Annotated in this window: 28 protein-coding genes; 21 read left to right on the top strand and 7 right to left on the bottom strand. The window is 60.8% G+C overall.

What is annotated here, in order from left to right; genetic code table 11:
• Positions 1 to 34 precede the first annotated feature (34 nt).
• The 4 genes from HY067_09495 to HY067_09480 form a co-directional block, all read right to left on the bottom strand.
• Entirely contained in the window at positions 35 to 1,321 is a 1,287-nt protein-coding gene (locus tag HY067_09495) for an ABC transporter substrate-binding protein (GenBank protein ID MBI3528191.1), read from the bottom strand.
• Positions 1,322 to 1,690: 369 nt separating this feature from the next.
• Positions 1,691 to 2,266: an ANTAR domain-containing protein gene (locus HY067_09490; protein MBI3528190.1), complete on the bottom strand. Its 576-nt coding sequence runs from the start codon at positions 2,264 to 2,266 to the stop codon at positions 1,691 to 1,693.
• Between the two features lie 143 nt (positions 2,267 to 2,409).
• Positions 2,410 to 3,108, bottom strand: a complete 699-nt coding sequence (locus HY067_09485; protein ID MBI3528189.1) for a glutathione S-transferase N-terminal domain-containing protein — start codon at positions 3,106 to 3,108, stop codon at positions 2,410 to 2,412.
• 146 nt (positions 3,109 to 3,254) lie between these two features.
• Complete coding sequence (locus HY067_09480; GenBank protein ID MBI3528188.1) at positions 3,255 to 3,899, bottom strand: hypothetical protein; 645 nt, start codon at positions 3,897 to 3,899, stop codon at positions 3,255 to 3,257.
• Positions 3,900 to 4,157: 258 nt separating this feature from the next.
• Between HY067_09480 and gorA the strand changes: the two genes are divergently transcribed.
• The 3 genes from gorA to HY067_09465 all read left to right on the top strand — a co-directional run bounded on the left by gorA (position 4,158) and on the right by HY067_09465 (position 7,879).
• Positions 4,158 to 5,528: a glutathione-disulfide reductase gene (gene gorA / locus HY067_09475; protein ID MBI3528187.1), complete on the top strand. Its 1,371-nt coding sequence runs from the start codon at positions 4,158 to 4,160 to the stop codon at positions 5,526 to 5,528.
• 79 nt (positions 5,529 to 5,607) lie between these two features.
• Positions 5,608 to 5,955, top strand: coding sequence for a RidA family protein (locus tag HY067_09470; protein ID MBI3528186.1), 348 nt, complete (start codon positions 5,608 to 5,610; stop codon positions 5,953 to 5,955).
• A 103-nt stretch (positions 5,956 to 6,058) separates the two neighbouring features.
• Positions 6,059 to 7,879: a cation:proton antiporter gene (locus tag HY067_09465; protein MBI3528185.1), complete on the top strand. Its 1,821-nt coding sequence runs from the start codon at positions 6,059 to 6,061 to the stop codon at positions 7,877 to 7,879.
• Positions 7,880 to 8,010: 131 nt separating this feature from the next.
• Here HY067_09465 and HY067_09460 read toward each other — a convergent pair whose 3' ends face one another.
• A complete protein-coding gene (locus HY067_09460) occupies positions 8,011 to 8,862 on the bottom strand; it encodes a DMT family transporter (protein ID MBI3528184.1) in 852 nt (283 codons plus the stop codon).
• 251 nt (positions 8,863 to 9,113) lie between these two features.
• On the opposite strand from HY067_09460, the gene HY067_09455 reads away from it, so the two are divergent.
• Entirely contained in the window at positions 9,114 to 9,671 is a 558-nt protein-coding gene (locus HY067_09455; GenBank protein ID MBI3528183.1) for a hypothetical protein, read from the top strand.
• A 98-nt stretch (positions 9,672 to 9,769) separates the two neighbouring features.
• On the opposite strand, the gene HY067_09450 is transcribed toward HY067_09455, so the two are convergent.
• Positions 9,770 to 10,378: a hypothetical protein gene (locus tag HY067_09450; protein MBI3528182.1), complete on the bottom strand. Its 609-nt coding sequence runs from the start codon at positions 10,376 to 10,378 to the stop codon at positions 9,770 to 9,772.
• A 36-nt stretch (positions 10,379 to 10,414) separates the two neighbouring features.
• Here HY067_09450 and HY067_09445 point away from each other — a divergent pair, with 36 nt between their 5' ends.
• The 11 genes from HY067_09445 to HY067_09395 all read left to right on the top strand — a co-directional run bounded on the left by HY067_09445 (position 10,415) and on the right by HY067_09395 (position 20,690).
• Positions 10,415 to 11,848 carry an MATE family efflux transporter gene (locus HY067_09445; protein ID MBI3528181.1) on the top strand — a complete coding sequence of 478 codons (1,434 nt, stop codon included), beginning with the start codon at positions 10,415 to 10,417 and terminating at the stop codon, positions 11,846 to 11,848.
• Positions 11,849 to 11,915: 67 nt separating this feature from the next.
• Positions 11,916 to 13,181 carry a beta-lactamase family protein gene (locus HY067_09440; protein ID MBI3528180.1) on the top strand — a complete coding sequence of 422 codons (1,266 nt, stop codon included), beginning with the start codon at positions 11,916 to 11,918 and terminating at the stop codon, positions 13,179 to 13,181.
• Between the two features lie 40 nt (positions 13,182 to 13,221).
• Positions 13,222 to 13,857: a YqgE/AlgH family protein gene (locus tag HY067_09435; protein ID MBI3528179.1), complete on the top strand. Its 636-nt coding sequence runs from the start codon at positions 13,222 to 13,224 to the stop codon at positions 13,855 to 13,857.
• A 27-nt stretch (positions 13,858 to 13,884) separates the two neighbouring features.
• The gene (pxpB, locus tag HY067_09430; protein ID MBI3528178.1) at positions 13,885 to 14,592 is read left to right on the top strand and encodes a 5-oxoprolinase subunit PxpB; all 708 of its coding nucleotides are present in this window, start codon (positions 13,885 to 13,887) and stop codon (positions 14,590 to 14,592) included.
• Complete coding sequence (locus tag HY067_09425; protein ID MBI3528177.1) at positions 14,589 to 15,614, top strand: biotin-dependent carboxyltransferase family protein; 1,026 nt, start codon at positions 14,589 to 14,591, stop codon at positions 15,612 to 15,614. The genes pxpB and HY067_09425 overlap by 4 nt, the downstream gene beginning before the upstream one ends.
• Positions 15,611 to 16,372, top strand: coding sequence for a LamB/YcsF family protein (locus HY067_09420; protein MBI3528176.1), 762 nt, complete (start codon positions 15,611 to 15,613; stop codon positions 16,370 to 16,372). The genes HY067_09425 and HY067_09420 overlap by 4 nt, the downstream gene beginning before the upstream one ends.
• 212 nt (positions 16,373 to 16,584) lie before the next feature.
• Positions 16,585 to 17,370 carry a glucose 1-dehydrogenase gene (locus tag HY067_09415; protein ID MBI3528175.1) on the top strand — a complete coding sequence of 262 codons (786 nt, stop codon included), beginning with the start codon at positions 16,585 to 16,587 and terminating at the stop codon, positions 17,368 to 17,370.
• 177 nt (positions 17,371 to 17,547) lie between these two features.
• Positions 17,548 to 18,684: a trypsin-like peptidase domain-containing protein gene (locus HY067_09410; GenBank protein MBI3528174.1), complete on the top strand. Its 1,137-nt coding sequence runs from the start codon at positions 17,548 to 17,550 to the stop codon at positions 18,682 to 18,684.
• 63 nt (positions 18,685 to 18,747) lie between these two features.
• The gene (locus HY067_09405) at positions 18,748 to 19,368 is read left to right on the top strand and encodes a hypothetical protein (GenBank protein MBI3528173.1); all 621 of its coding nucleotides are present in this window, start codon (positions 18,748 to 18,750) and stop codon (positions 19,366 to 19,368) included.
• A gap of 90 nt (positions 19,369 to 19,458) precedes the next feature.
• Positions 19,459 to 20,064: a LysE family transporter gene (locus HY067_09400; GenBank protein ID MBI3528172.1), complete on the top strand. Its 606-nt coding sequence runs from the start codon at positions 19,459 to 19,461 to the stop codon at positions 20,062 to 20,064.
• Between the two features lie 101 nt (positions 20,065 to 20,165).
• Positions 20,166 to 20,690, top strand: a complete 525-nt coding sequence (locus HY067_09395) for a hypothetical protein (protein ID MBI3528171.1) — start codon at positions 20,166 to 20,168, stop codon at positions 20,688 to 20,690.
• Here HY067_09395 and HY067_09390 read toward each other — a convergent pair.
• Positions 20,676 to 20,870, bottom strand: a complete 195-nt coding sequence (locus tag HY067_09390) for a hypothetical protein (GenBank protein ID MBI3528170.1) — start codon at positions 20,868 to 20,870, stop codon at positions 20,676 to 20,678. The genes HY067_09395 and HY067_09390 overlap by 15 nt on opposite strands.
• Before the next feature lie 82 nt (positions 20,871 to 20,952).
• Here HY067_09390 and HY067_09385 point away from each other — a divergent pair, with 82 nt between their 5' ends.
• The 6 genes from HY067_09385 (at position 20,953) to HY067_09360 (ending at position 26,719) form a co-directional block, all read left to right on the top strand.
• Positions 20,953 to 22,251, top strand: coding sequence for a thiol oxidoreductase (locus tag HY067_09385; GenBank protein ID MBI3528169.1), 1,299 nt, complete (start codon positions 20,953 to 20,955; stop codon positions 22,249 to 22,251).
• Positions 22,252 to 22,397: 146 nt separating this feature from the next.
• Positions 22,398 to 22,853 carry a nucleoside deaminase gene (locus HY067_09380; protein MBI3528168.1) on the top strand — a complete coding sequence of 152 codons (456 nt, stop codon included), beginning with the start codon at positions 22,398 to 22,400 and terminating at the stop codon, positions 22,851 to 22,853.
• 383 nt (positions 22,854 to 23,236) lie between these two features.
• Positions 23,237 to 23,725 (top strand): hypothetical protein, encoded by a 489-nt coding sequence (locus HY067_09375; protein ID MBI3528167.1) that lies wholly within the window; start codon positions 23,237 to 23,239, stop codon positions 23,723 to 23,725.
• A 337-nt stretch (positions 23,726 to 24,062) separates the two neighbouring features.
• Positions 24,063 to 24,746, top strand: coding sequence for a GIY-YIG nuclease family protein (locus HY067_09370; protein ID MBI3528166.1), 684 nt, complete (start codon positions 24,063 to 24,065; stop codon positions 24,744 to 24,746).
• 146 nt (positions 24,747 to 24,892) lie between these two features.
• Positions 24,893 to 26,107 carry a DUF2235 domain-containing protein gene (locus tag HY067_09365; protein MBI3528165.1) on the top strand — a complete coding sequence of 405 codons (1,215 nt, stop codon included), beginning with the start codon at positions 24,893 to 24,895 and terminating at the stop codon, positions 26,105 to 26,107.
• A 198-nt stretch (positions 26,108 to 26,305) separates the two neighbouring features.
• Complete coding sequence (locus HY067_09360; GenBank protein MBI3528164.1) at positions 26,306 to 26,719, top strand: hypothetical protein; 414 nt, start codon at positions 26,306 to 26,308, stop codon at positions 26,717 to 26,719.
• Positions 26,720 to 26,868: the final 149 nt, after the last annotated feature.

The raw sequence follows: 26,868 nt of genomic DNA, 5'->3' as shown, positions 1-26,868 counted from the left end.
TGGCGAGCGAGTTCATGGTCCTCCTTTTCGCGAATCACGCCTTGATCTTGAAACCGGCGGCGTACGCTTTCGGGTTCTTCCCGTCCCACACGACGCCATCGATCAGTTTGGATGTGCGGGTCGGCTCCTTCGGCACCGGCACTTTCACTTGGGCTGCGGCCTGCTTGTACAACTCGATCTGATTGACCTTCTGCGCCACTGCGAGATAGTCCGGGTCTTCCTTGAGCAGACCCCAGCGCTTGTGCTGAGCCATGAACCACATACCGTCGGAGAGATAGGGAAAGGAAACGGCGCCCTCGTTGTAGAACTTCATGTAGTTCGGATCGTCCCACTGCCCGCCCCGCCCGTCTTCGTACTTGCCGTGCAGGCGGCCGTCGATCACATCCACCGCGGTATTGACGTAGGACTTGTCGGCGATGATCTCCGCGACCTTGCGCCGGTTCGCCAGGGTGTCGATAAATTTCGCGGCATCCAGCACCGCCATGGTCATGGCGCGGGCAGTGTTGGGGTACTTCTGCACGAATTCGCCAGTGGTGCCGAGCACCTTCTCCGGATGGTCCTTCCAGATGTCCTGGGTAGTGGTGGTGGTAAAGCCGATCTTGTCGAAGATGGCGCGCGCGTTCCATGGCTCACCCACGCAGAAGCCGTCCATGTTGCCTACCCGCATGTTGGCCACCATTTGGGGCGGCGGCACGGTGATGGTTTTCACATCGTTAACGGGGTTGATGCCGTTCGCCGCCAGCCAGTAATAGAGCCACATGGCGTGCGTGCCCGTCGGAAACGTCTGGGCGAAGGTGTACTCGCGTTTCTCTCGTTCGATCAGCGCTTTCAGCTTGGCACCGTCGGTGGTGCCCTTTTCCCCGAGTTGATTGGACAGCGTAATCGCCTGGCCGTTGTTGTTGAGCGTCATCAGTATGGCCATGTCCTTCTTCTGGCCGCCGATACCGAGATGCACCCCGTACACCAATCCGTACAGCACATGGGCCGCATCGATTTCGCCGTTCATCAGTTTGTCGCGCACCGCCGCCCACGACGCTTCCTTGGTGGGCGTGATCTTGATGCCGTACTTCTTGTCGAAACCTTCGGTCGCGGCAATAACCACGGAGGCGCAATCGGTTAATGGAATGAATCCGATCCTTAGCTCCGTTTTCTCCGGTGCGTCTGAACCCGCCGCCCAAGCGCCCTGGCGCACCGCTGCGGGTACCATGCCCATCAGAGCCGACGCGGTAAGAACCCCGGAATGCTTGATGAAGTGGCGGCGCGTCGGACTTTGCGCCTTTTCGATGACGGCCTTTGGTATGGAATCAGCTTGCTGCTTCATTTGCACCCCGCAAAGTTTGAAGACAAAAAAAACGTCCATGTGTGCGAGTCGAACTCGCATCTCATGGACGTCTTTATCCATCGCGCCAAACCTTCGTCGGTTCAACGCAAGAAAACCTTTCGCGCTCGGCCCATCGTTGGGCATCACGTCAACGATCGCGCTTACCTAAAGGCAATCTGCGTGCCACCACTGGCGAAACACACTAACCCTATGTCCTTAATACGGATTCTTCGCAACCATACGCACTTGGCGCCTTGTGACTGAACGCGTCGGCCGCCCCGTTCGTGTGCGCGTCGTTGCAGTAACGCACCAAATCAACTCCCGCTGAGGGACCGTGCAGGATTGCCGCGCATTGCTGTCGGCCGGTCGTCAAAGCAGCAACCTGGCTGCCCGAATCACATGCTCCGCGACCGCGGCAAGCTTCAGGTTCTCGTCCATCGCCATCTTGCGCAGCCATTGGTAGGCCTCTTCTTCGGACAGATTTTTCTGCTTGATGAGAATGCCCTTCGCCCGGTCTATGCGTTTGCGATCTGCGAGCTGGATCTGCGTATCCTCGAGTTCGTTGCGCAATGACTGCAGCGCTTCGAAACGCGCAATCGCCACGTCGAGAATCGGCTGGACGCGCTGCGCCGCGAGTCCATCCACGACATAGGCGCTCACGCCTGCGCGCACCGCTTCGCGGATCTTCTCCGTGTTGCCGTCGGCAGAGAACATCACGATCGGCCGCGGCGTGTCCTGGCTGATCACGCAGAGGTGTTCGATGGTGTCGCGGTCCGGAGAATGCGTATCGATGATGATGACGTCCGGCAGTAACTCAGCCACCAGTCGCGACAGTTTCACGGTGGATTGCACTTCGGCCACCACCCGGTGGCCCGCCTTTTCCAGGCCCTGGCGCAGCACCTCGCGGCGTTCGTTGTCTTCGTCCACTACCATCACGCGCAGCATTGCAGACCACCCATGGAAAATCGATTCCACCGTACGCGATAGCAATTACCGCGCCACTGGAATCGGAGGGCGAACCGTCAATACGGCAATGGAATGCGTCGGGGGAGAATCAGAGAAAGGCCATCGCCGACGGAAAACGAACGTCAGCGTCTCACCGTGGCGGCAGTTTGGCCGAACAGGATGCTGCGCGACTTTTCGTCGATTGTCGGCTTGGTGTTGATGGCCTTGCCCTTCTCGTAGGCACGCACCACGGCCGGCCGCGCCTGAATCGATTCGAACCAGCGTTTCAGGTTTGGAAAATCGTCGAGGTTCTGCTGTTGACGCTGATAGGGCGCGATCCAGGGATACGCGGCCATGTCGGCGATCGAATAATCGCCGGCGACGAATTCGCGATCGGCGAGGCGTTTGTCCAGCACCGCATACAGCCGTGAGGTTTCGTTGACGTATCGGTCGATCGCGTAAGGCAGCTTCTCCGGCGCATACTGCGTGAAATGATGGTTCTGGCCGGCCATCGGGCCGAGGCCGCCCATCTGCCAGAACAGCCATTGAAGCACCTCGAATCTTCCACGCAAGTCTTTCGGCAGGAATTTCCCGGACTTCTCGGCCAGGTAAACGAGAATGGCGCCGGATTCGAAAACCGAAACCGGCGGACCCCCATCAACCGGCGCAGTATCCACGATCGCGGGCATGCGGTTGTTGGGAGAAATTCTGAGGAAATCGGGCCGGAACTGGTCGCCCGCACCGATGTTGACAGGCAGGATGCGATAAGGCGTGCCGGTCTCTTCGAGGAAAATCGTGACTTTGTGGCCGTTGGGTGTGGGCCAGTAATAGAGGTCAATCATGCAAGTTCCGTGAACAGTGAACGATAAAGTGGCCCCACTTTGTCCGAGTAGCAATCCCTTATTTTCAAGTTGGAACACGAGCGGCCTGATGCACTCATTCTACGCACCCCGAACCTTTCAGCGGGCCGATTATCTTCAGATCCACGTTAACGTTCGGCGGCCTCTCTTGCGTGACGTGCTTGGTCCGCCGAAACCAAGAACGGATTTCCGACTTGTTTCGCATCCGGCGTCGCATCTTGCGTCTTTGCCATTGGCAAAAAATCGAACCGCGCCTTCGCGAGTTGTAAGTCGATCTCTGAACGATCCGTCACGACGAAGAATGCACCACCATTCACGGGCATGCCAAAAAAATTACGCCCCTTGATGATATTTGCCTGGTAATTTCCAAGGTAAACCACTTCGCCCGGTCTAATTTCAAATGGGATAGAAAACTCTTTCCGGGATGAGTAATGGATCTGAGGTCCACCGAATCGATTGCTAAAAATATCGAAGTTTGTCAGTTCGTACTTACCGGGCGGGAGCGTTGCGACTTCTACTACTCCCGTTTCATCTTCATTGCTGTAGTCAGGCTTTTGAGACGTAAAGATATTGTGCTGAAAATAGGTAAAGCGCCCGGTTTCCTTCTTGCCAGTGTGATGAAACAAGAACGAATAACTCGAATACTCAGTCGTTGAGGCAGCCCCAACACCGATTATCGCGTAACCAGCGTCGCTCCCCGGATAGCGGGTAGAAATAGTTGCAGCACAGGACGACAACAACAAAGATACGGTAATCCAAATTGCGGCCCTCATTTTCTCCTCCTTTTAACATCCTTGACTCGAGGGAACTCAAACAAGTCTCGGAATAAAGTAAATGTTACCCGCTATTTCTACGTACCCGCCCGCGTGGCGCTAGTCCCAACTACCGGTTTCGACCAGGCCCTTCAGCAGATAGCACCTCACGACTCCCATGCCTCCGGTGACAAGTGCTCTTCTCGATGCAATGAGCAATTGACGTGTCCGTTATACTCGTCGGGTAGTTTCCCGTTGGTCAACACGCATTCTTACACAATGAACAGACATTTCGATCTACTCACCATCGGCGGCGGCAGCGGCGGCGTCGCCGTATCCAATCGTGCGGCGAGCTACAGCGCGAAATGCGCCCTGATCGAAGCCGGCCGCCTCGGCGGCACCTGCGTGAATGTCGGCTGCGTACCCAAGAAAGTCATGTGGAATGGCGCCAGCCTCGCGCACGCGATCGAGGATGCCTCTGATTACGGATTCTCCATTCCTTCGCATTCATTCGACTGGACCCTTCTCAAGCGCCAGCGCGATCAGCATGTTCTCGACCTGAATGGCCACTATGAACGCAATCTGCTCAAGAATGGCGTGGAGATCATCCGCGGCAACGCACGTTTCGTCGGGCCGAAAACGGTAAAGGTCGGGGCCGACTTCTTTACCGCCGAGCACATTGTCATCGCGGTCGGCGGCCGGCCGGTGGTCCCGGAACTGCCCGGCGCCGGGTTCGGCATCACGTCGGATGGATTCTTCGAACTGCCGCAACAGCCGAAACATGTTGCAGTCGTGGGTGCCGGGTATATTTCCGTGGAACTCGCCGGTCTGCTGCGAGCCCTCGGCAGCGAAGTCACGATGATCCTGCGCCGCGCACACTTTCTTAAGGATTTCGACACCATGCTGCGCGATGAGCTGATGACACAGATGCAGGCGGACGGCGTGCGCATGATCGTAAAGACAAAAATTGCCAGAGTCGAAAGAGCTTCCACCGGCCTTCGCATAAGTTTCGAGAGCGGCGAATCCGTGGAGGGACTGGATGGCCTGATCTGGGCGGTTGGTCGACGAACGAACACCGATCGTCTCGATCTGCGCGCCACCGGCGTGGCCGTCGACGTCGCCGGCAATATTCCGACCGACGCCTATCAAACGACCAGCGTTTCCGGCATCCATGCCATCGGCGACGTTACCGGCCGCGTCGATCTGACGCCCGTCGCGATCGCCGCCGGACGCCGGTTGGCCGACCGGCTGTTCGGCGGCATGAAGGATCGCAAGCTCGTCTACGAAAACATTGCGACGGTGCTGTTCACCCATCCCCCAATCGGCACGATCGGACTATCCGAGGCAGCGGCCGTGAAGGCCTACGGTGCAAACGAGGTAAAAGTTTATGAGGCGCGCTTCACGCCGATGTTTCACGCCTTTACCCGCCGCAAGGTGAAATGCGCGATGAAACTGGTGGTCACCGGTGATGCGGAAAAAATCGTGGGTTGCCATCTCATCGGCCCCGGCGCCGACGAAATCCTGCAGGGCTTCTCCGTCGCCGTGCACATGGGTGCCACCAAACGAGACTTCGACGACACCGTTGCCATTCATCCGACAGTCGCGGAAGAGCTGGTGACGTTGCGCGGATCGCGGCCCGCGACCGCTTGACTACCGCGTTCGTGATACTTTCGCTGATCACCGAACTCAGGAAGCTGTTCTGAATATTTTTAAAACGGAAAGGACAAACATGAGCGTTAAACGCCTGCACGTCGGCCCGCGGCTTTCGCAAGTCGCGATTCACGGAGATACCGTCTACACCGCGGGGATCGTCGCCGACGACACCAATGTGGACGTGGCCGGCCAGACGGGCCAGATCCTCGACAAGATCGATCAGTACCTCAAGGAAGCCGGCACCGACAAGTCCAAAATCCTGTCGACCACCATCTGGCTCGCCGACATCAAGGACTTTGCCGGGATGAATTCGGTGTGGGACCAATGGGTACCGAAGGGCAACACACCGCCGCGCGCCTGCGTCGAATCGAAACTTGCCGCGCCGGTTTACAAGGTGGAGATTCGCGTCATAGCTGCCAGATAGCAGGTTGCCTTTTTGGCGAAGGCCGCGGTTTGCTCCCCGCGGCCTTTTTATTTTGGCGTTCGGGCCATAGAATCGGGGACGTCCCCTGCCCGGTTATCCCAGAATGAACGTTCTCAGCGAAACCGCCATCTTTCTTGCCGCTGCGGTCGTTACCGTACCGTTGTTCCGGCGCTTCAAGCTCGGCGCGGTGCTCGGCTACCTCGCGGCCGGCGTCATCATCGGCCCGTGCGGATTCAAGTTCGTTACCGCCGTCGACAACATCCTGCATTTCGCGGAACTCGGCGTCGTGCTACTTCTTTTCGTCATCGGCCTCGAACTGCAGCCGTCGCGCCTATGGGTGCTGCGTCGCTCGGTATTCGGTCTCGGCTCCGCCCAGGTGCTGGTCACGGGTGCGGTGATCGGTTCCATCGCGCTGGCGCTCGGTCTGAGTTTCGACAGTGCGCTGGTCATCGGCCTGGGGCTGGCGATGTCCTCGACCGCCTTCGTGTTGCAAATCCTCGCAGAGAAACGCCAACTCACCGCGCGTCACGGTCGCTCCTCTTTCGCCATTCTGTTGTTCCAGGATCTGGCGGTGATTCCGCTGCTTGCGCTGATCCCGTTGCTGGGAGCGGGTGATGCGCACGCCGCGGGCGGCAGCGCGTGGTTCGGCGCGTTGAAAGCGATCGCCGTGATCATCGCCGTCATTGCCGGCGGCCGCTATCTGTTGCGCCCGGTGCTGCAAGCCATTGCGACGAGCGGCATCCAGGAAATTTTTACAGCGGCGTCGCTGCTGGTGGTGATCGGCACTTCCTTGCTGATGAGCTCGGTCGGCCTGTCGATGTCGCTGGGCGCTTTCCTCGCCGGCGTGCTGCTTGCGGATTCCGAGTATCGCCATGAACTCGAAGCCGACATCGAACCGTTCAAGGGCCTGCTGCTCGGCCTGTTCTTCATCTCGGTGGGCATGTCCGCCGACCTCGGCCTGATAGTCGCCCACCCGTTCGCCATCGTCGGCGCGACGGTGGCCCTGATGGCGGTCAAGACAGCGATCGTGCTCGGCCTCGGCCGGTTTTCCGGGCACAGCTTGGAATCTTCGCGCGGCCTGGCCGTTGCCCTGTGCCAAGGCGGTGAATTCGCCTTTGTGCTGTTCGGCTTGGCCGCCGACAACGGCATCATGGGACGCACGCTGACTGACTCGCTGGTGATCGTGGTCACGCTGTCGATGGCGCTTACACCGCTGGCCTTCGCGTTCAACGACGTGCTGCTGGCGAAATGGCTGAGCAAACCGGAAGAGGAGAATTTCGACACCATCGAGGAAAGCGACAACGAGGTCATCATCGCCGGCTTCGGAAGGGTCGGTCAGATCGTCGGCCGCCTGCTGCGCGCCAAGAAGATTCCGTTTACCGCTCTCGACAAGAGCGCCGAGCAGGTCGAAACCGTGCGGCGGTTCGGCAGCCGCTCCTACTATGGCGATGCTTCCCGTCTCGACCTGCTGCGCGCGGCCGGCGCCGACAAGGCGCAGATCCTGGTGCTGGCGATCGACGACGTGGAAGCTTCATTGCGCACCGCCGAAAACGCACGCAGGCATTTTCCGAAGCTGAAGATTTATGCCCGCGCGCGCAATCGTTTCCATGCCTACCGGCTGATGGACATCGGCGTCGATTTCCTCATGCGCGAAACCTTGCTCTCCTCGCTCGATCTGGCGCAGAACGTGATGCAGGGGCTGGGCATGGCGGAGTGGGAAGCCCGGGATGCGACTGAAACTTTCCGCCGGCACGACGAGCGCCAGCTCGAGAGCCAGCACGCGGTGTACCACGACGAAACCCAGCTCATCCAGACGTCGAAGGACGCCCACAAGGAACTCGAGGGCATCTTCGACGCAGACACCGACGGGAACGATCAGCCCGGCGGGAACGTGCCGGTGTTCAGTCCGAGCGATGTGCGCTAGCGCTGGCGCGATCGCGAGGGGCTAGGGGGGAAAGTGCAGGGGCTAGGGACTAGGGGTTAGCGGGGCTAAAAAAAGTTTGAAGCTCTTTCGCTCTTCCCTAACCCCTAGCCCCTAGTCCCTAGCCCCTCGCCTTATTCGATCGCCGTATCCGGCTCTTCCCGTGGCTTCGGCCGATGGCCGAGCGCAACGTACAGCCCGCTGCCGACGATGATGGCCATGCCGACGAAGGCATGCGCGTCCGGAAAATCGCCGAACACCAGGAAGCCCAGCAGCACGACCCACAGCAACTGCATATAGCCAAGCGGCGACAGGAAGGAAGCATTTTCGAGTTCCATGGCCTTGATGAGCATGAAGTGCCCGAAACCTCCCGCGATACCGAGCAGCAGGAGCAGCGGAACATGGTGCAGCTGCGGTGTCTTCCAGAAAAACGGCACGATCAAGGTCATCAGCACGCAACCGACCGCGGCGGTGTAGAACAGCGTTGTTAGCGGATTCTCCGATTCGCTGAATTTCCGCGTCATGATCTGATACACGCTGTAGGACGACGCGGAGCCGATGGCGAATAGCGCCGGCCACTGCAGCATCGCGCTGCCCGGGCGGACGATGAACAAGACACCGCAGAATCCCACCCCCACCGCGATCCACCGCGGCCAACTCACGTGCTCGCGCAGCAGCCAGACCGCCAACAAGGTCACCAACAGCGGGGAAACAAAACTGATGGCCTTGACTTCGGCCATCGGCAGGAAACTCAGCGCACTGAAATTGAATAGCGTCGAACCCATCAGCAATGCCGCGCGAAAGAACTGGCCGCCAGGCTGCCCGGTGCGTACCAGTCTCATGCCTATGCGCGGCGCAAGCAGGATCAGCATGAGCAGCGTGTGTACCGCGTAGCGGCACCACACCAGCATCGGCACCGGATAGGAACGGCTGAGATATTTGGCGGTGGTCTCCAGTATCGAGAAGCACACGACCATGACCATCATGAACAGAACCGCGCGGGTAGCGGGGCGAAACGCCCGAAACCGGGCCAGTGAAGCGGCAATCAAGAAATACGGATCGACATGAGGGACGAAGTGACAAATTCTAGCCGAAGCCGGCGTAAACAGGGATTCTTCCGCTCCCCGGGGCGCAAAGCTCGCGATGCCCCGCTTCCTGCCGCTATAATTGTGAACTACCGCGAAAAGCATGCAGCGGCCCGGAACTCCGGCCCGCCCCTCGCTCCAGGAGACTTTCCATGCGCATGGAAGCCCACATTCACGGCACGGTCCTGCTTCGTGCCGGCACGACGACCACCCAGATCGAGGAGGCCTTGCGCCCCTGGCTAGAATATATCGACGAGGACAACATGGCCGACGCGAAGAGCGTCCATCCGGACGAACCCGGCTTGGTGTTCGACCGCCGCCGCCGCGTCCTCGAAGTTTGTTGGACCGGCGACGTCGGTCGCAGCTTCCATCAGACCATCGCGGGCGCGCTCGCCGCGCTCAGTCCGTTTTCGGAAGAAGCCGCCGCCTTCGAGGTGAGTTATTACCTGGAAGACGGCAAGGACGAGTTCAGCCTGGTGTTCGTCGGCCCGACGCAGGACGCCATTTTCGAGGCGCAGCGCGGATTGATGATCGAAGACGTGCGCAGTCTGCTGTCACGCCAGTTCAGCGATCCGGAAATCGCCCAGGTCGTCGCCCTGGTGAACCAGTTGTTCGAACGCAATGTGAAATCCGGGACCTCGAACACCCAGACTTCCACCGGTCCGTCCGAACCGATGCCGATGCCCGCGGGCCGGAAGCATCTGCACTGAGATTCGGTGAACAGTGACGGGTGAAGAGTGATGGCGTGAAGAGGTAAAAGCGCCAGGACGATTCAACCCGCTTCCCGCGGCAGCACGCGGCTGCCGTCCTACTTCTTCTTGAACCACGCCTGCGCCGGATGACCCTCCAACGTCTTTTCGATTTTCATCCCGGCCATGCGCTGGGCTGCCGCGAAACTTTGCGCGTCGAGCAGTTGCCAAGCCCCGCCCGCCGCCACGGCAATGCCGCCAAGCAGAATAGCGGCGGCGAACACAACCCGTGGCACCCGAAGGAAAAGCGTCCGCAACCAACCGCGAGTGCGGTCCGAATCGACAAACAACAGAATTGAAAATCCAACCATCAAAAGTCCCGCCGCGAGGTAGCTCCAGCCTGGGTACTGTTGCAGCGTCGTTGCGACCCGCGGCCAGAGGCGAGCTTCGGTCAGAATCGCATATCCGATGAGTACGCCGCCGACACACAGAAGCATCAGCCCCCAGACGATGGCGGGAAAGCCCGAGTGGCGCGGCGCGGTTTCGCCGGTATATAGGAGGCTCATCTCACGGGAATACAGCGCTTCAGCGCCCGCGAGCGCAAGCCCCGCCCCGATCAGATAAATGCCAAGGAGCGAATCTCTCAGGACATCGAACTGCGTACTGGCCAGCAGGCCAATTGCGCCCGAGAGAATCGCCGCATATTCGAGAAAAGTTAGAAGCCGCAAGATCGTGCAAGTGTAGCCGCCCCGATGCCCCTGTCAATGAACACCACGGCGCAAGCCCGACCTATCAGCCGCCTGCCGGCCGTGAGCTCGGACACCCGCGGGCGCAGGCGCGTCGATCTGCACGCGGTCATCGCGCTGGCCTTGCCGCTGTTCATCAACAGCGGCATCCAGGCTTTGCTGAACCTCACCGACACCTGGTTCATCGGCCGCCTGTCGACCGACGCCACCGCGGCGGTCGGCGCATCGTACTGGTTCGTGATCGTTGCCATCCTCTTCTTCGGTGGTCCCGGCCTGGCAGTACAAACGCTGGCGGCGCAGGCGTTCGGCGCCGGAGACAACCGCTCGGCCTCACGCGCGGCATGGGCCGGAATACGCGGCATGCTGCTGGTGGCGCCGGCGTTCGTGATCGTCGCCCTTCTCGGTCCGGGCCTCATCGGCTGGCTCAAGCTCGATCCCCACGTGGCGCAACTCGCAGCCGAATACTGGTTCCCGCGGCTGCTCGGCGGCGCCTTCGCGGTGGGCATCTGGGGAACCACCGGCTTTTTCAACGGCATCGGCCGCACCCGCATCACGCTTGCACTGATGACTTTCGTTGCCGTGCTGAATGCCGTGCTCAATCAGATCTTCATATTCGATTTCGACTGGGGCGTGGCCGGCAGCGGCTGGGCGACGACGGCGGCGATGGGTATCGAGCTGCTGGTGTCCATCGCATTGATCACCCGTCGCGCCATCGATGCCGAATTCGATTCCCGAAAAACCTGGCGCGAGAGCCGTGCCGAACTCGGCCGGCTGTTCCGTGTCGGATTCCCGATGGGCCTGTTTCCGGCGATCGATGTCGCCGGACTGGCGGCCTTCCAGGCCATGCAGGTTGCCGCCGGCGCAATCGGCGGCGCTTCGACCCAGATCGTGATGATGCTGACGTCGATTGCCTACCTGCCGACGATGGGCTTCGCGCTCGCCGGCACCACGCTGGTGGGCCAATCCATCGGCGCGGGCGACAAGGACTGGGCCAGCAAAGTCGGCAACGCCACCATCAAGCTGGCTGTCGGCTACATGGGTTTCGTCACCGTGTTCCTCGCCGTCATCGGACCCTGGCTGATTCCACTGTTCGTGAATGCCTCCGATCCGCATGCCGGCGCGGTGATCTCGCTCGGACGCACGTTGTTGTGGTTTGCCGCCGGCTACCAGATTTTCGACGGCCTGAATCTTGGCGCGGGGTTCTGCCTGCGCGGCGCCGGCGACATGCGCGTGCCGACGCTGGCGATCATTTTCTTATCCTGGTTCGGCTTCGTGCCGTTCACCCACATGTTCACCTTCGCGCAAGGCCAGGGCTGGGTGAATTTCCTGCCCCAGTTCGGCTACGGCGCCATCGGCGGCTGGGCCGTCGCTCTGGTTTACTGCTGCGTGCTCGGCAGCCTGATCTACCTGCGCTGGCGCTCCGGAGCATGGCGCAGGATCAACCTGCGCTAAGATGGACGTCACAAACCGAAAACGCGCCGCCGCCAGGCGGCTCCCCCCAAAATTCCGGAGGATGCCCATGCAATCCCTGATCCGTCGCATCTGTTTTCTCATGCTGGCCGGCGCCGCCGTGCTCGTGCAGGCCGCGCCTTTGCCGGAAGCCAGTCCGGAAGAAGTCGGCATGTCCCCGGAGCGGCTCGGCCGGCTCGACGCCGCCATGCAGAAAGCGGTGGACTCCGGCGAGCTGCCCGGCGCGGTCGTGTTGATCGCGCGTGATGGACATCTGGCGTATGCGAAGAGTTTCGGCTGGCAAGACCGGGAAAAGAAAATCCCGATGCGCGACGACTCGATCTTCCGGCTTTACTCGATGACCAAACCGGTCGTCAGCGTCGCCGCGATGATGCTGGTCGAGGAAGGCAGGCTCGGCCTGCAGGAGCCGGTGTCGAAATACATTCCCGACTTCAGGGAAATGAAAGTCGGCGTCGAGTCGACCGACGCCGACGGCAAGGCATCGCTCAAGCTGGTGGATGCGAAACGGCAGATCACCGTGCAGGACCTGCTGCGCCACACTTCCGGTCTGACTTACGGCGTACTGGGCACGCCCAACGCCGTGAAGAAGATGTACAACGACGCCGGCATCTTCTCGCAGAAATGGGTGCTGGCGGATTTCGTCAAGGCACTCGCCAAACTGCCTCTGCAATCCCAGCCCGGAAGCACCTGGGAGTACAGCCACTCCACCGACGTGCTCGGCCGCGTGGTCGAAGTCGTTTCCGGACAGACCCTGGATGTATTCCTCGCGGAACGCATTTTCGAACCGCTGAAAATGGTCGACACGGCTTTCCAGGTTCCGCCCGAAAAGCAGGACCGGATCGCGCAGCCGATGCCTGACGTTTACACCGGCAAGACCCCTGAACTCATCGATTTCAGCAAGCCGCAGACGTTTTTTGCCGGCGGGCACGGCCTGGTCTCCACCGCCGGCGATTACCTGCGCTTCGCGCAGATGCTGGCCAACGGTGGCGAACTCGAAGGTTCGCGCATCCTCGGCCCGCGGACCGTCGAGTACATGAGTTCGAACCACGTCAATCCGCAGATCGACAAGGGCCCGGCCTTTCTGCCCGGCCCGGGTTACGGCTTCGGTCTGGGCTTCGCCACGCGGATCGATCGCGGCCAATCCGAATGGCCCGGTTCGCCCGGCGATTACTATTGGGCCGGTTATGCCGGCACCTACTTCTGGATCGATCCCGAAGAACAGCTGGTTCCGGTGCTGATGACACAAGAGCCGTTGCGGCGCCAGACCTATCGCATCCAGTTGCGTAACCTGGTGTACCAGTCGATCCTGAAGTAGCCCCCTCCCATGCACCGGCAGACGGTGTCAAACTATGCCGATGCGCGGGCCTATCCTCACCCCGATCCTGTTCGCCGCGACGCTGGTGCTTGCGGCGGGGAGCCCGCGTGCGCAAGTCGAAACCGGGCACGCCTTTCTGCTGGTCGCGAAGCGCGGCATGCTCGACGCCAACTTTGCCCAGACCGTCGTGCTGGCGGTGCGCCCGGATGATGGTGGTCCGGTCGGCGTCATTCTCAACCGCCCGAGCACCGTCGAGTTGCGATCGCTGTATCCGGGCCGCGCGGAAATCGCCGGCCGGCGCGATCTTGTATTCCTCGGCGGACCGGTGGAGCCCGATGCGCTGCTGTTTGCCTTCCGGTCGCCCCGGAAACCGTCGAAAGGCCTGTTCGTCGCCGACGATATCTACCTCAGCGGTTTCAGCGAAGTCCTCGCGGAACTATTGAAGCATCCGGAGAACGCCGGGGAGCAGCGCTTCTTCACTGGATTTTCGGGGTGGGCGGCCGGTCAGCTCGAAGACGAAATCGCGCGAGGCGGCTGGTACGTGCTGCGTTTCGACGCGAGGGCGGTCTTCGATATGGATCCGCTGACGATGTACGAAGAAATGCTCAGGCGCGCAACCGTTCCGCGCATCGAAGCAGCGCGCGGCATTCATCTGGCACGCGCCGTCCCACGCTGATTTTCCGGGTTACGCCGCATTCCCGCCATGCTGCCCGCTCCCCGCTTTTTTCCGATGGGCGATCAGGCACTGATCGTCGAATTCGGCGATCGCGTCGATCCCGCCCTGAGCGCGGAAATCGCCGGCGTGGCGCAACGGCTGCGCGAATCCCTTCCCATCGGGGTGCTCGATATTGTTCCCGCCTACTCGACGCTGGCGCTGCACTACGATGCGGCGGCGGTCGGCACCGGCGCGGGGCCCTATGAGGCACTGGTCGAGACCATCGAGTCCTGGCTGAAGACACAAACCGCTGCGACGCCGCCGGCCGGCCGCCTGATCGAGATTCCCGTCTGCTACGGCGGCGCCTTTGGCGAGGATCTGGAAGCCCTTGCGGAGAGCTGCAATCTGTCGGTCGAAGCAGTCATCGCGATTCACAGCGGCGCCGCTTATCACGTTCACATGCTCGGCTTCGTACCCGGGTTCGCCTATCTCGGCGGACTGGACGCGCGGCTTGCCACGCCGCGGCGGGATACGCCGCGGCCGCATGTACCGGCCGGAAGCGTGGCGATCGGCGGCACGCAGACCGGCGTCTATCCCCTGGACACACCGGGCGGCTGGCGGATCATCGGCCGCACACCGCTGCAGTTGTTCAAACCCGACGCCGTGCCGCCGAGCCTGCTCAATGCGGGCGATACCGTGCGCTTCGTGCCGATCAGCGTGCAGGAATTCGAGGCGCGATCGCGGGCCGCTGCATGAGTATCGCCGTCCTCAAGCCCGGCATGCTGAGCACGCTGCAGGATGGCGGTCGATACGGTTTCCAGCACCTCGGCGTACCGGTATCGGGCGCAATGGATTTTTTTTCGCATCGCATCGCCAACATCCTCGCCGACAATAAAACCGACGAAGCCACGCTCGAGATCACGCTGCGCGGCCCGCGCCTGCGTTTCGAACGCGATGCGCTGATCGCGTTGTGCGGCGCGGACCTTTCTCCGACCATCGATGGCGTCATCGCGCCCGAAGGAAAAGCCGTGCGCGTGCGGGCAGGCTCGGTGCTCGACTTCGGCAACAGCGTTGCCGGCTGCCGCGCCTATCTCGCGATCCACGGCGGGTTCGATGTGCCCGTGGTGATGGGCAGCCGCAGTACCTATGACAGCGCGCGCATCGGCGGACTGGATGGCCGCGCGCTGCGACAGGGCGACGTACTGCCGCTTGGCAACGAGAAATCCTCTTCCTACCCCGGACTGGCGCGGGAACTCGCCATCTCGAAACGAAGCTTCGCCGCCCCGAAATGGGCGGTCAACCAGCACATCGAAAAGCTCGGGCGTTCTCCACAGATCGTGCGCATCCTGGCCGGCCGCCACTGGGATGCATTTCCGAATACGGCGCGAGACGCACTGACCGCACATGAATTTCGCATCGCCTCCGACTCGAACCGGATGGGTTGCCGTCTCGAGGGCCCGGGCGTTGTCGCGGGCGGCGCAGACGTTGTTGCCGGCGGCGCCGGAGAAATCCTGTCGGAAGCCGTAACCTTTGGCACAATCCAGATTCCGCCTTCGGGCAAGCCGATCGTGCTGATGGCGGACCGGCAGACCGTCGGCGGCTATCCGAAGGTCGCCGAAGTGGCGGCGGTCGATCTTCACCTGCTGGCGCAATTGCGTCCCGGCGACCGGCTGCGTTTCGAGCTGGTGTCGCTGGCGCAGGCGCAGGCGTTGTGGTTGAAGCGCGAACAGGAAATCATCACCATCCGCGAAGCGGTGGAAAAACACCTGACCGAATGAAAACATTAGACCTGAATTGCGACATGGGCGAAGCCCTCGGCGCCTGGAAGATGGGCGACGATGCCGCGCTGCTGGATCACGTGACTTCCGCCAACATCGCCTGCGGTTTCCACGCCGGCGACCCCGGTACCATCCATCGGACGGTCAAACTGGCGCTCGATAAAGGCGTCGCGGTCGGGGCGCATCCGTCGTTGCCGGATCTGCAGGGTTTCGGACGGCGCCGCATGAACGTGTCAGCCGAAGAAGCCTATGACATGGTGCTGTATCAGATCGGCGCACTGGCGGGCTTCGCCACCGCCTGCGGGGGCAAACTGGCGCACGTGAAACCGCACGGCGCGCTCTACAACATGGCGGCAAAGGACGGAAAACTCGCTCAGGCAATCGCGCAAGCAGTCAGGGATTTCGACGCGGGACTTGTGTTGTTCGGACTGGCTGGGAGCGAGTTGATACGCGCCGGCGCACAAGCCGGATTGAAGACCGCAAACGAGGTTTTTGCCGACCGCACCTATCAGGCCGACGGCAGCCTGACGCCGCGCACGCAACCGGACGCGATGATCCACGACGTGGAAACCGCCATCGCACAAGTCAGACGCATCGTCGGCGAAGGCCGCGTCCGCAGCCAACAGGGCGGCGACGTTCCGGTGCAGCCCGATACTTTGTGCATTCACGGCGACGAGCCGAACGCAGTGGAGTTCGCAAAGCGCATCAGGCAGGCGCTGGACGCGGACGGCGTCCGCTTCGCCGCAATTTCACTCTAAATACTGCGTAATTCAACACCCAACGCAGAGGCGCAGAGGACGCAGAGATCGCAGAGGAAATCAAAGAATAGAGGATGTAATAAGCACATATATCGGCCAGACTCGTGGCGCTGACACATTTTTGAAGTGCTTTTGTTGACTACTTTTTGTCTTTCTCTGTGTCCTTCGCGTCCTCTGCGCCTCTGCGTTGAGGTTTACATAAGGGAGAAAAAATGCAGGATAAGTTGTTTTCGGTGGCGGACCAAGTCGTGCTGGTGGCGGGCGCCAGCCGTGGCATCGGTCGCGCATTGGCGGAGGGATTCGCCGAACGCGATGCCAAAGTCGTGATTGCGGGACGCGAGGCCGAAACCCTCGCCCGCACCGCCGGCGAGATTTCCAAAGGCAGGCATCCGGTCGCGTTCGAAGTCTGTGACGTCGCCAAACCGGGCGACGTCGCGAAGCTGGTCAAGAACGTCATCGGCCAGTTCGGCCACATCGACACGCTGGTGAGCGTGGCCGGCGTGAACAAGCGCATGAAGGCCGAGGACTACGCGATCGAAGAATACGACTGGATCGTGAACATCAACCTGCGCGGCGCCTTTCTGGTGGCACAGGCCGTCGGCCGCCACATGATCGAGCGCAAGTCCGGCGCCGTCATCAATGTCGATTCGCTGAACACCTATGCGCCGCTGGCCGGGGTCACGCCTTATGCGATGAGCAAGGCCGGCGTGCTGATGATGACGCGCGCGCTCGCCAACGAATGGGGAAAACACGGCGTGCGCGTGAATTCGATCGCGCCGGGGTTTTTCCCGACCGCGCTTTCGCAGAAAATGTGGGCGCAGGAAAAAATGTCCGCCTGGGCGAAGACCAACACGCCGCTCGGCAAACTGGGTGACGTCAAGGATCTGGTCGGCGCGGCGATCTATCTGGCCTCGCCGGCTTCCGCATTCGTCACCGGGCAGACGCTGCGCGTCGACGGCGGCGTCACTGCGGGCATCAACTGGCCGATCGAGCTTTAGCTGCCAGATGATCAGCGTGAGCCGGTATGACGGCGGACTGGTACACCTTCGGCGCCGATCCGGTCAACCGGCTGCGCCTTTCCGCGTTTGAGAGCAGGCTGTCGCTGCAGCCTTCGACCAACCGCCTGACAGCCGCCACCTGACCGAAAAAATCCTGCCCGCCTCAACGCAACCACGATGACGATTTTCACCGCACGCGTCGCCGGCCTCTGGACGGCACTGATGATGATTGCGCTGGGTGGCTGCGCCCATGCCGCCCGCCCCGGTTGTTCCGGCGATATCCCGACGCTGTTCGAACGGGTTTCGCCGGCCGTGGTGATGATTTCCGCGCAGAGCATCAATCCCTACAAAGTCCAGGGTCGCGTCACCCGCATCATCGGCTCCGGCTTCATTTACGATTCCAAGGGCCTGATCATCACCAACTCCCATGTGGCGTTCGGCCGCCAGACCCTCTACGTGACGCTGGACGACGGCACCGTGGTTCCTGCACGCCTGCTCGGCGCCGATCCGATCTACGACATCGCGGTACTGCAGATTCCGAAGCCGGACAAGAGCAAGCTCGCCACGGTGGCACTCGGCGACTCGGAACACCTGCGCGTCGGGGAAAACGTCATCGCCATCGGCAATCCGCTCGGTCTCGACCAGACGGTGACCCGCGGCATAGTCAGCGGGGTCAACCGCATCCTGCCGGAGACGCCACTGTCGTTGAGCGAACCTTTGATCCAGACCGATACGCCGATCAATCCCGGCAATTCCGGCGGACCCCTGCTGAACATGTGCGGCGAAGTCATCGGCATGAACACCGCGATCGTGCCCGATGCACAGAACATCGGCTTCGCGATTCCGATCAACCTGGTGAAGGCCGTCGTGCCCGCCCTGATCAGGGACGGGCGCATGATCCGGCCGTGGGTGGGATTCCACGGCACCATGATCGGAGCGGACCTGCGCAAGATACTGAAGCTTCCGCTGACCGACGGGCTGCTGATCGAAGTCGTCGAACCGGGCAGCCCCGCCGAAACCGCCGGCGTGCACGGCGGGGAAGTCGAATTCACGCTCGGCACCATCTCGCTGCTGCTCGGCGGAGATATCGTCACCGCCATCAACGGCGTACTTACGACGGATGCGGAAAAGATCGCACCCATCATGCGCGCGCTCAAGGTCGGCAGCACGCTGAAGATGTCCGTGTTCCGCGAGGGCGAAACGCGCGAGGTCACCTATACCCTGCCGGAGCGCCCGCTGTTGCCCGGCGATCTTCCCGAGGAGCAGGCGGGCCTGCAGCAGCCCACCCTGTCTCCGAGGCACGACAAACCGTAGCGGATATCGTCGGGCGATCCGTTGTAGACTTCCCTCCAACATTTTCGAAAGCACATTCCCGTCATGTCACGATTCCTCGCCGCACTATTTTTCCTGCTTCCGCCGTTCGCCGCGCAAGCCGCCGACGACAGGATGCTCTATGTCGAATACCAGCTCGCCGGCAAGCAGATTGCCGCGGACAGTTTCGATGCGCAGTCGAAGAAAGTCTGGCGCATCGGCAGGGACTATCTTCGCTTCGAGGATGCGCCGAATCCGCAGACCAAAGTGCATGGCCTGATCATCGTGGCCGAACCCGACATCTGGATTGTCGATCGCAATACCAACCAGGCGCAGCTTGCGGTCGATCCAGGGCCGAACTACAAAATCCACTTCCCGCTGTTTGCGTCGGAGGCATCCCAGAAATTGCGCGAACTCGAATTCGGGCACGAGCTGGAATATTTCCACGAAAGCGACGCAAAAGAGCTGCCTGCCCAGGACGTCGACGGCTTCAGATGCAAGGTATTGCGGCTCCAAATCGATGACCGCGAAGTCACGCTGTTCCTGAAGACGAACGACACGCCCCTGCAGATCGCGGTGAAATCCCCCGAATACGAATATGCGATGCGCTTCCTGCGCTATGAACCCGACCGCAAACCGGACAAGTTGCTGTTCCAGTTGCCGCTAGGCGTGCAGCTCAAGAAGTAAGGTCGGGCAGGCCCTGGTCAACAAACCGTGCACCGCGGCACCGCGCCAGGTTGCCGTTGGTGGCCGGGGTCGAGCGCCGCCAATTAAAAAATGGATGCATGGCTCTTCTGGAAATCCCTGAGTATCGGCCTGGCAGTCGCGGCCCCGGTCGGTCCGATGAGCCTGCTGTGCATTCATCGCACGCTGGATCATGGACAAGGCGCCGGACTGGTGTTCGGCACGGGTGTGGCGGCGGCCGACCTGACTTATGCCGCGATCGCCGCGTTCGGCGTCACGGCGGTGTCTTCGGCACTGCTGGCCAGCACCTTCTGGATCAAGCTCGTCGGATCGGTGCTGCTGGTCATGCTCGGCGTGCGCATTGCCCTGGCCACGCCGCAGCCTGATGGCCGCACGAGCCCCACCGGTTCCGGCGGTCGCGCATTTTTCACCGCCTACGGCCTCACCATGGCCAATCCGCCGACGATCCTGTTCTTTGCCGGCATCTTCGCTTCCGTGGCGTCGATCGCCTCGACTGCACAGTCGGTCACCTTCGCCGCCGGCGTATTCGCCGGATCGATGCTGTGGTGGGTGATCCTGACGACGCTGGTTTCGAAGTCCGCGGCCCTGTTCCGGCCACCCGTGCTGATCTGGATCAATCGGTTTTCCGGTGCCGTACTCGTCGGTTTCGCGATCTACGGGTTCGCGACGCTGGCGTGAAATCTTTCAAAATATTTTTTCATTGAAAACCGGGCGCATGTATCCGGGTCCCATACGCTAACATATCCGCTCCATGCGCACGAAGCGGGAAAAACAATAATATGCTTGTATCCTCCCGGTTCGCTCCCGGTTGTACTTGCAATCTCTGGTGTGCTTGCGTCCTGTTATTCGCCGCCCTCGTTCCGGTTGGCTCACAGGCGGATGACGCGCCACAAGCATTCTCGCCGCAGGTCTGGATCAGCCCCGGCATTTACTCTCTGCACTTCGACCGCTCCAAAAACCTGCGCAACGACAACCTGGGTTTGAGCCTCGAAGTCGCGCTTGCGCCGGACCACGCCCTGATCGGCGGCAGCTATATCAACAGCAATCGGGAGCGCACGCACTATGGCGGCTACGAGTGGCGGCCACTGCACTGGCAGGTTGCAAGTCTCGGATTGAGTGCCGGCATCGCGATCGGCGCCTTCGACGGGTATCCGAACTACCGTGACGGAGGATGGTTCGTCGCCCCTCTGCCGGTGCTCGCGGTCGAGGGCAGATATCTTGGCGTGAACCTGAGCATAATTCCCACGATTCGGGACCGGCTCGACGGAGCGCTGGTAGTTCAGTTCAAACTACGGGTATGGTAAGCGGCGCCAGAGCGAGGCGCGCACCACCTCGCGCAACACGCGCTCGATGGCTTGAGGGGTATGCAGTCCCGCAGCCTTGGCCTCGCTCGCGAGCATGCCAACACGCAGTCGCGGCTGGGGTGACTTGCCTTCTTCCACTACTGGCAGTAGAAAGTATTCTTCCGTGTGAAGAGGTATCAAGACGTTGCTCCCTCGTTCCCTTCCTGTTCTTGTCGCATCGCTTGCCGCCAGCGCAGTGCTCGCCTTCGCGGGCCAACTGCAATTGACGACGTTGTCGGGCGGCGACTTCACCGTGTCCGATGAATCGGCACTCGCTTATTCGCTGCCAGCGCCGGGACTGGACGCGGCCCAACTCGAACTCTTCGCCAACGGCCGGCAGGAATTCCACCAGCGCTGGGTGGTTCTGGCCGTGATCGGCGGCAAATGGGGACGCGGACCAACATCTAATGGAGAAGTCTGCACGGACTGCCATGCCGGCAACGGGCGTGGCCACGCGCCGGATTCCGAGAGGGAAACGCTCGCATCGATGGTGGTTCGGTTCTCGGTCCCCGGCGAAAACGAGCACGGCGGGCCGCGGCCGCATCCGAATTACGGCGATCAACTGCAGGACCAGGGCGAGCTCGGCCGGGTGCTCCCCGAGGGTGACGCCGTGATCGCCTGGAGCGAGCGCGAGGAGCGACTGGCCGACGGATCCAGCGTGACCCTGCGCACCCCGAAGCTGGGTTTCACGAATCTGGCTTTCGGACCGATCGGCGCGGATGTCATGACGTCGGTGCGCATCGCGCCAGCGATATTCGGCGCGGGGCTGCTCGACGCCATTGCGGAGAATGCCGTGCTCGACATCGCGCGCCGGCAACAGGAACTCGGCTTCAACGGCAGACCGAACTATGTCTGGGATGAAGAAAAGCAAACCACGGCGCTCGGGCGCTTCGGCTGGAAAGCCAACCAGCCCAGCCTCAAGCAGCAGAATGAGTCCGCGTTCCTGAACGACATGGGCGTCACCACCAGCGTGTTCAAGCGCGAGAACTGCCCGGAGATCCAGACTGCCTGCCGCAAGCGTCCGACAGGCATGGTGCCGGAACAACCCGATCGCGCTTTCAATGAACTGCTTTTCTACACGCGCGCACTGGGCGTGCCTGCGCGACGCCGTATCGACGACCCGGTCGCCCTACGCGGCGAGCGATTGTTTGCCGAGGCGCAATGCTCGGTCTGCCATGTGCCGGAAATAAGAACCGGCGATTATCCCGCGCTGCCTCAGCTTGGCCACCAGGTCATTCGTCCCTACACCGACCTGCTGTTGCACGACATGGGCGAAGGACTCGCCGACGGCAGACCGGATTTTCTCGCCGGCCCGCGCGATTGGCGCACGCCCCCGCTGTGGGGAATCGGCCTGAGCAGCAAGGTCAACGGCAATGCGTCGCTGCTGCACGATGGCCGCGCGCGCAATCCAACCGAAGCGATCCTGTGGCACGGCGGCGAAGCCGCAGCTTCTCGCGACGCGTTCGTCCACATGCCGAAGCCGGAGCGCGAGGCTTTGCTTGCTTTCCTGAACTCGCTCTGACAATTCTAAATATGAACCACGGAGGACACGGAGGACACGGAGAAGAGCGTAAATGCGGATTGCGGGTCGCCAGGCTCACATTTGTGCCGATGGAAATGTCCATCATGTTGTCGAAATCCAGTTAGCCGCCGCCGGCGAGGTTACGCATGAACAAGGCAATTGACTACACGGCAATGCTCGATGTCGCTATCGAGGAAGCAAGATCTGGCCTGGCTGAAGGCGGGATTCCGATCGGAGCGGCGCTCTTCGACCGGAATGGGGTGCCGCTTGGGCGAGGTCACAACCGTCGTGTCCAGGAGAACGACCCGTCGGTACACGGCGAGACCGATGCCTTCCGAAAGGCAGGCCGGCAGCGCAGGTACCAGGACACGATCATGGTCACGACCCTGGCGCCGTGCTGGTATTGCAGCGGGCTCATCGTTCAGTTCCGGATCGGTAAGGTGGTGGTGGGCGAGTCGCGGACGTTCCGCGGCGGGATCGACTGGCTGCGCGAACGAGGCGTAAAGGTTGTTGATTTGGACTCATCGGAATGCGTAGCTCTGCTCACATCGTTTATCAAGGCTCATCCTGATGTCTGGGATGAAGACATCGGCGAGGCTTGAAGACCGATCACGGGGCCGGAACGCGAGGCTTTGCTCGCTTTCCTGAGTTCGCTCTGACAATTCGAAACTTGAACCACGGATAACCTCGCGGATACCCTACGTGCGTAGCACGTCGGAGTACCCTTCTAGCGTGGAGCACCTTTTTAGGATACGGCAGCTTCGGCTCCAAGTGTTCCCTTGAGTGCCGCGCCATAAAATCACAGAGAAAGGCATGAGTGCGGGTTCCGGGTCGCCGGGATCAGGTTTATGCTATTGGAAACTTGTTTATAACTATAGAAGCATGTTTCTAGTATTGGAGATGTTTATCATGACGTACAGATCTTCGTTAGGCCCCAGAAAACTCTCTCCAAACTTCACTCCACTTCCATCGGGAGCATACAAAAATGGCTGACTTCGATTTCTTGAAGGAGGAGTATCTGACGCTACGAAAGGAGGTTGAGGTGGCGATGGCTGAACTCGGCACGCTCGAGACGCATTGCATTTTCGGCGTTGGCGCGGGCTTCTTCTGGCTCTCAACGAAACCACTTGATGGGGCGTTCCTGGTTGCATGGTTCATTCCTCCCGTTGTGGTCGTTTTCGGTGCGTTGCGAAGTTGGTCAATCGCGAAGCACTTGGGTTGGCTCGGAGAATACTTGTCGCGAATCGAAGCGCAGGTTCGGAGCCAAGGGACGCTCTGCATCGGCTGGGAGCACTTCCTCGCGGAGAATGATCCAAAGCGACACCCGCCCGAACCTCGCCGCGGCTTCCGAGGCGAAGTGACAACAGCATTCTGGTGGGTCTTCTTCGTCTTCACTCTTGCATTCGGTATCGGCGGCTTCAGCGCCCAAAGTAAGAACTCGCTATACAAGTGGCTCACATCCTTGTTCTCGTAGGGAGCATGTGGCCTAATCCTTCCTATCGAGCGGACCTCCACCGGCCGCTCATGTCAAACGTTGAGGCTGTAGAAAAAGTTCGAAGTCGATCGACACAAGAATTAGACGCGATATGAACAGCGATCCGATAAGATTCGACATCAACGATCGACTGCACTGCGATCTCCTCGCAGAACGCATCCTCGGGCGTGGCAGCGGCAACATTGTCAGGCACCAACAAAATCGAGATTATTTCGTTGGACCATCAATCATGGTTGTTTTAAGGCTTTTTCTACAGCCTCGTTGGGCATCATAGTGCGCGATGAAGCGACAACACATACTTGATGAAATTCGACGGATGGCAAAAGCCAATGGAGGCGTGCCCATTGGGCGGGAGCGTTTCGAGCGTGAGACTGGGATCAAGGAGTCCGACTGGGCGGGAAGATTCTGGGTGCGGTGGAGTGAGGCTGTCAGAGAGGCCGGATTCGAACCAAACAAATTAAATATCGCCCACGAGGAGGAGTTTCTTCTTGAGCAATACGCATCCCTGATCCGCGAGCTTGGTCGGATACCGGTGCAAGGCGAAGTAATCATGAAGCGTCGTACGGATCCAGATTTTCCGAGTGAAAGGACTTTTCGACGGTTTGGGAACAAAGCGCAGATTCTCGCGAAGGTAACGGAATACTGTCGTGGAAAGGGCTACAACGATGTCGTCGCAATCTACGAAGCCACAACCTTCAGGCCAGAGGCGCCAGACGCGCAGAGTGAGAAAAACGATGGAACTGATTTTGGCTTCGTCTACCTCATCAAATCTGGACGCCACTTCAAAATCGGCCGGTCAAATGCAATAGGACGGCGTGAACGTGAGATTGCATTGCAGTTACCTGATAAAGCCAACACAGTTCATGTAATCAAGACGGACGACCCATCAGGAATAGAAGCGTACTGGCACCAGCGCTTCGCAGATCGGCGTAAGAACGGAGAATGGTTTGAGTTGTCTGCCTCAGACGTAAAAGCGTTCAGGCGTCGCAGGTTCATGTGATGATGCCCAACCCTGCCATGCAGCGGCCGCGAAACGGCAGGCGTGTGCCCGCTGTTTCGCGGCCGCTGCATGGCAGGCGATAGGCTTTTCCTTCGTCTTCGGGTTCGGACTCGGGAACCCGGATCCATCTATAACGGAAGGCAGATATGGCGCGCAACATCATCCTGTGCATGGACGGCACCTGGAATAAGCCCGGCCAGACCGACCAGGGGGTACAAACCGCGACGAACGTGCGCAAGCTGTACGATACGCTGGCCGATCGCCCGGACCAGATCCGCAAGTATTTTCCCGGCGTCGGCACCGACCCCGGGGAGAAAGTAAGTGGCGGCGCGTTCGGCTGGGGTCTGTTCGACCAGATCAAGGATGGGTACCGCTACCTGCGCGAGTGCTTCGAGCCCGGCGACCGGATCTGCATCTTCGGGTTTTCCCGTGGCGCCTACTCCGCGCGCAGCCTCGCCGGCATGGTCCTGCGGTGTGGCATCGCCCGGAGGGACGTCCAGGATGTGAAGCTCCCGGGGCTGGTGGCCGACCTGGTCACCACGCAGCAGGACGCTAATCTCAAAGTGGACGTGACCGACAAGGCGTTCGCGATGTACAAGCACGCCTACGAGGAAAAGAACCGTGCCGACGCCGAGCAGTTCAAGCGCGATTACTGCAACGATACGGTTGTGCACCTCATCGGCGTATGGGATACCGTCGGCGCCCTGGGAATTCCGAACGAGTTCTTCATCCCGCCGCTGCGCAAGATCGACAAGGCGATCGACGCAAGGCTTTACGGGTTCCTCGACACGAACCTCAGCCCACGCGTCGAAGCGGCGTATCACGCGCTTGCCATCGACGAGCAGCGCAAGCCCTTTTTGCCGACCCCGTGGACCGACGCAGCAGGAGCCGCGCCCCGCGTCAACGTCGCCGGCTCGAAGGTCGAGCAGGTGTGGTTCGTCGGAGCGCATTCCAACGTCGGCGGCGGGTACGCCGATGCCGGGCTCTCAGACATCGCGCTCAATTGGATGGTTAACCGCACGAGCGCGAACGGCTTGCAGTTCGAGCCGCCCGCGCTCGCTGCCCTGCGTCCCAACCCCAGGGCGAAGCGGCGCGACTCACTGAAGGAATTCGCCGAGATCGGCAGCGACAAAAAAAACCGGTTCTTCGCATGGATCGACCGCCTCTCCACGCGATTCCTGGGCGTCCGCCGGCCGATTCTTGAGGGCTCGTGGATTCACGACAGCGTTGCGCAACGTCTCGCCGCGCCCGCGGTCGCTGAGCCGGAGTCCGAATCTGCCTATAGTCCGGCGCCGACGCTGAAGGTGACGACTCGCGACGGAGTGAGAACAGTCGACCCGCAATTTCGCCTGGTTTCCTGACGACCGTGCGAAGGGATCGGATTTTCCTAAAAGGGCACTCCCCGCTAGAAGGGGACTCCGACGTGCTGCGCACGTAGAGTATTCGCGAGGGTATCCGTGCTCTTAAGGCGCAGCACTCAAGGGAACACTTGGAGCCGAAGCTGCCGTCGTTCCCGGTTTAGAATACAAGCAACACGCGAACGAAGGAGTATCCCGCGCATGCGATTGACCGCGACAACGCTTTTGCTGGCACTTGCCCTACCCGCGCAGGCCGAGGTCCTCTGCCCGGATTCAATCGAAGTGAATCAGCAGGCGACCATCGCCGGCGACTGGACGGTGTCCTACACCGATCCGCCGCTGCGGCTGACCGGCGTGACGATCTACGATGGCCCGCCCTCGCAAAACCACAAGATCAAACCGTTCTCGGTGAAAAGCACGCGAGGCGAACTGCGCGTTTCCTGGCGGCTTCCGGAAAGCAAGCGCAACTTTCATCTGACCTGCAATTATGAACGCACCACCGCCAGCATTACCGCATTGCTGCCGCCCGGCATGAACGGCTGCAACGCCGTGTTCGATCGCCGCGTGTCCTATGGCAACGAAGCACTGGCGGTAAAAAGAATGGTGTGCAATTAGAGGCCCCACCCCCCCCTCTCCCTAGCCCTCTGCTCCGCTTCAAGTGTTCCCTTGTCCCGCGAGGGGAGAGGGGACTTGTAGGCCTAATCCAGGTACTAGAGTTACCAATTTGCAGCAATCAACCAATTGAACGCCTTCTCCCGCTCCGT

Source organism: Betaproteobacteria bacterium, from assembly GCA_016194905.1.
Lineage (GTDB): Bacteria > Pseudomonadota > Gammaproteobacteria > Burkholderiales > JACQAP01 > JACQAP01.
Note: the sequence above shows the minus strand (reverse complement) of the source record. Positions and strands in the feature narration are given on the sequence as shown.

Bases quoted from the DNA above. Each gene is read 5' to 3' on its own strand.
- HY067_09495 (MBI3528191.1), bottom strand. From the start codon at position 1,321: ATGAAGCAGCAAGCTGATTCCATACCAAAGGCCGTCATCGAAAAGGCG.
- HY067_09490 (MBI3528190.1), bottom strand. From the start codon at position 2,266: ATGCTGCGCGTGATGGTAGTGGACGAAGACAACGAACGCCGCGAGGTG.
- HY067_09485 (MBI3528189.1), bottom strand. From the start codon at position 3,108: ATGATTGACCTCTATTACTGGCCCACACCCAACGGCCACAAAGTCACG.
- HY067_09480 (MBI3528188.1), bottom strand. From the start codon at position 3,899: ATGAGGGCCGCAATTTGGATTACCGTATCTTTGTTGTTGTCGTCCTGT.
- gorA (MBI3528187.1), top strand. From the start codon at position 4,158: ATGAACAGACATTTCGATCTACTCACCATCGGCGGCGGCAGCGGCGGC.
- HY067_09470 (MBI3528186.1), top strand. From the start codon at position 5,608: ATGAGCGTTAAACGCCTGCACGTCGGCCCGCGGCTTTCGCAAGTCGCG.
- HY067_09465 (MBI3528185.1), top strand. From the start codon at position 6,059: ATGAACGTTCTCAGCGAAACCGCCATCTTTCTTGCCGCTGCGGTCGTT.
- HY067_09460 (MBI3528184.1), bottom strand. From the start codon at position 8,862: ATGATGGTCATGGTCGTGTGCTTCTCGATACTGGAGACCACCGCCAAA.
- HY067_09455 (MBI3528183.1), top strand. From the start codon at position 9,114: ATGCGCATGGAAGCCCACATTCACGGCACGGTCCTGCTTCGTGCCGGC.
- HY067_09445 (MBI3528181.1), top strand. From the start codon at position 10,415: ATGAACACCACGGCGCAAGCCCGACCTATCAGCCGCCTGCCGGCCGTG.
- HY067_09440 (MBI3528180.1), top strand. From the start codon at position 11,916: ATGCAATCCCTGATCCGTCGCATCTGTTTTCTCATGCTGGCCGGCGCC.
- HY067_09435 (MBI3528179.1), top strand. From the start codon at position 13,222: ATGCGCGGGCCTATCCTCACCCCGATCCTGTTCGCCGCGACGCTGGTG.
- pxpB (MBI3528178.1), top strand. From the start codon at position 13,885: ATGCTGCCCGCTCCCCGCTTTTTTCCGATGGGCGATCAGGCACTGATC.
- HY067_09425 (MBI3528177.1), top strand. From the start codon at position 14,589: ATGAGTATCGCCGTCCTCAAGCCCGGCATGCTGAGCACGCTGCAGGAT.
- HY067_09420 (MBI3528176.1), top strand. From the start codon at position 15,611: ATGAAAACATTAGACCTGAATTGCGACATGGGCGAAGCCCTCGGCGCC.
- HY067_09415 (MBI3528175.1), top strand. From the start codon at position 16,585: ATGCAGGATAAGTTGTTTTCGGTGGCGGACCAAGTCGTGCTGGTGGCG.
- HY067_09410 (MBI3528174.1), top strand. From the start codon at position 17,548: ATGACGATTTTCACCGCACGCGTCGCCGGCCTCTGGACGGCACTGATG.
- HY067_09405 (MBI3528173.1), top strand. From the start codon at position 18,748: ATGTCACGATTCCTCGCCGCACTATTTTTCCTGCTTCCGCCGTTCGCC.
- HY067_09400 (MBI3528172.1), top strand. From the start codon at position 19,459: ATGGATGCATGGCTCTTCTGGAAATCCCTGAGTATCGGCCTGGCAGTC.
- HY067_09395 (MBI3528171.1), top strand. From the start codon at position 20,166: ATGCTTGTATCCTCCCGGTTCGCTCCCGGTTGTACTTGCAATCTCTGG.
- HY067_09380 (MBI3528168.1), top strand. From the start codon at position 22,398: ATGAACAAGGCAATTGACTACACGGCAATGCTCGATGTCGCTATCGAG.
- HY067_09375 (MBI3528167.1), top strand. From the start codon at position 23,237: ATGGCTGACTTCGATTTCTTGAAGGAGGAGTATCTGACGCTACGAAAG.
- HY067_09370 (MBI3528166.1), top strand. From the start codon at position 24,063: ATGGCAAAAGCCAATGGAGGCGTGCCCATTGGGCGGGAGCGTTTCGAG.
- HY067_09365 (MBI3528165.1), top strand. From the start codon at position 24,893: ATGGCGCGCAACATCATCCTGTGCATGGACGGCACCTGGAATAAGCCC.
- HY067_09360 (MBI3528164.1), top strand. From the start codon at position 26,306: ATGCGATTGACCGCGACAACGCTTTTGCTGGCACTTGCCCTACCCGCG.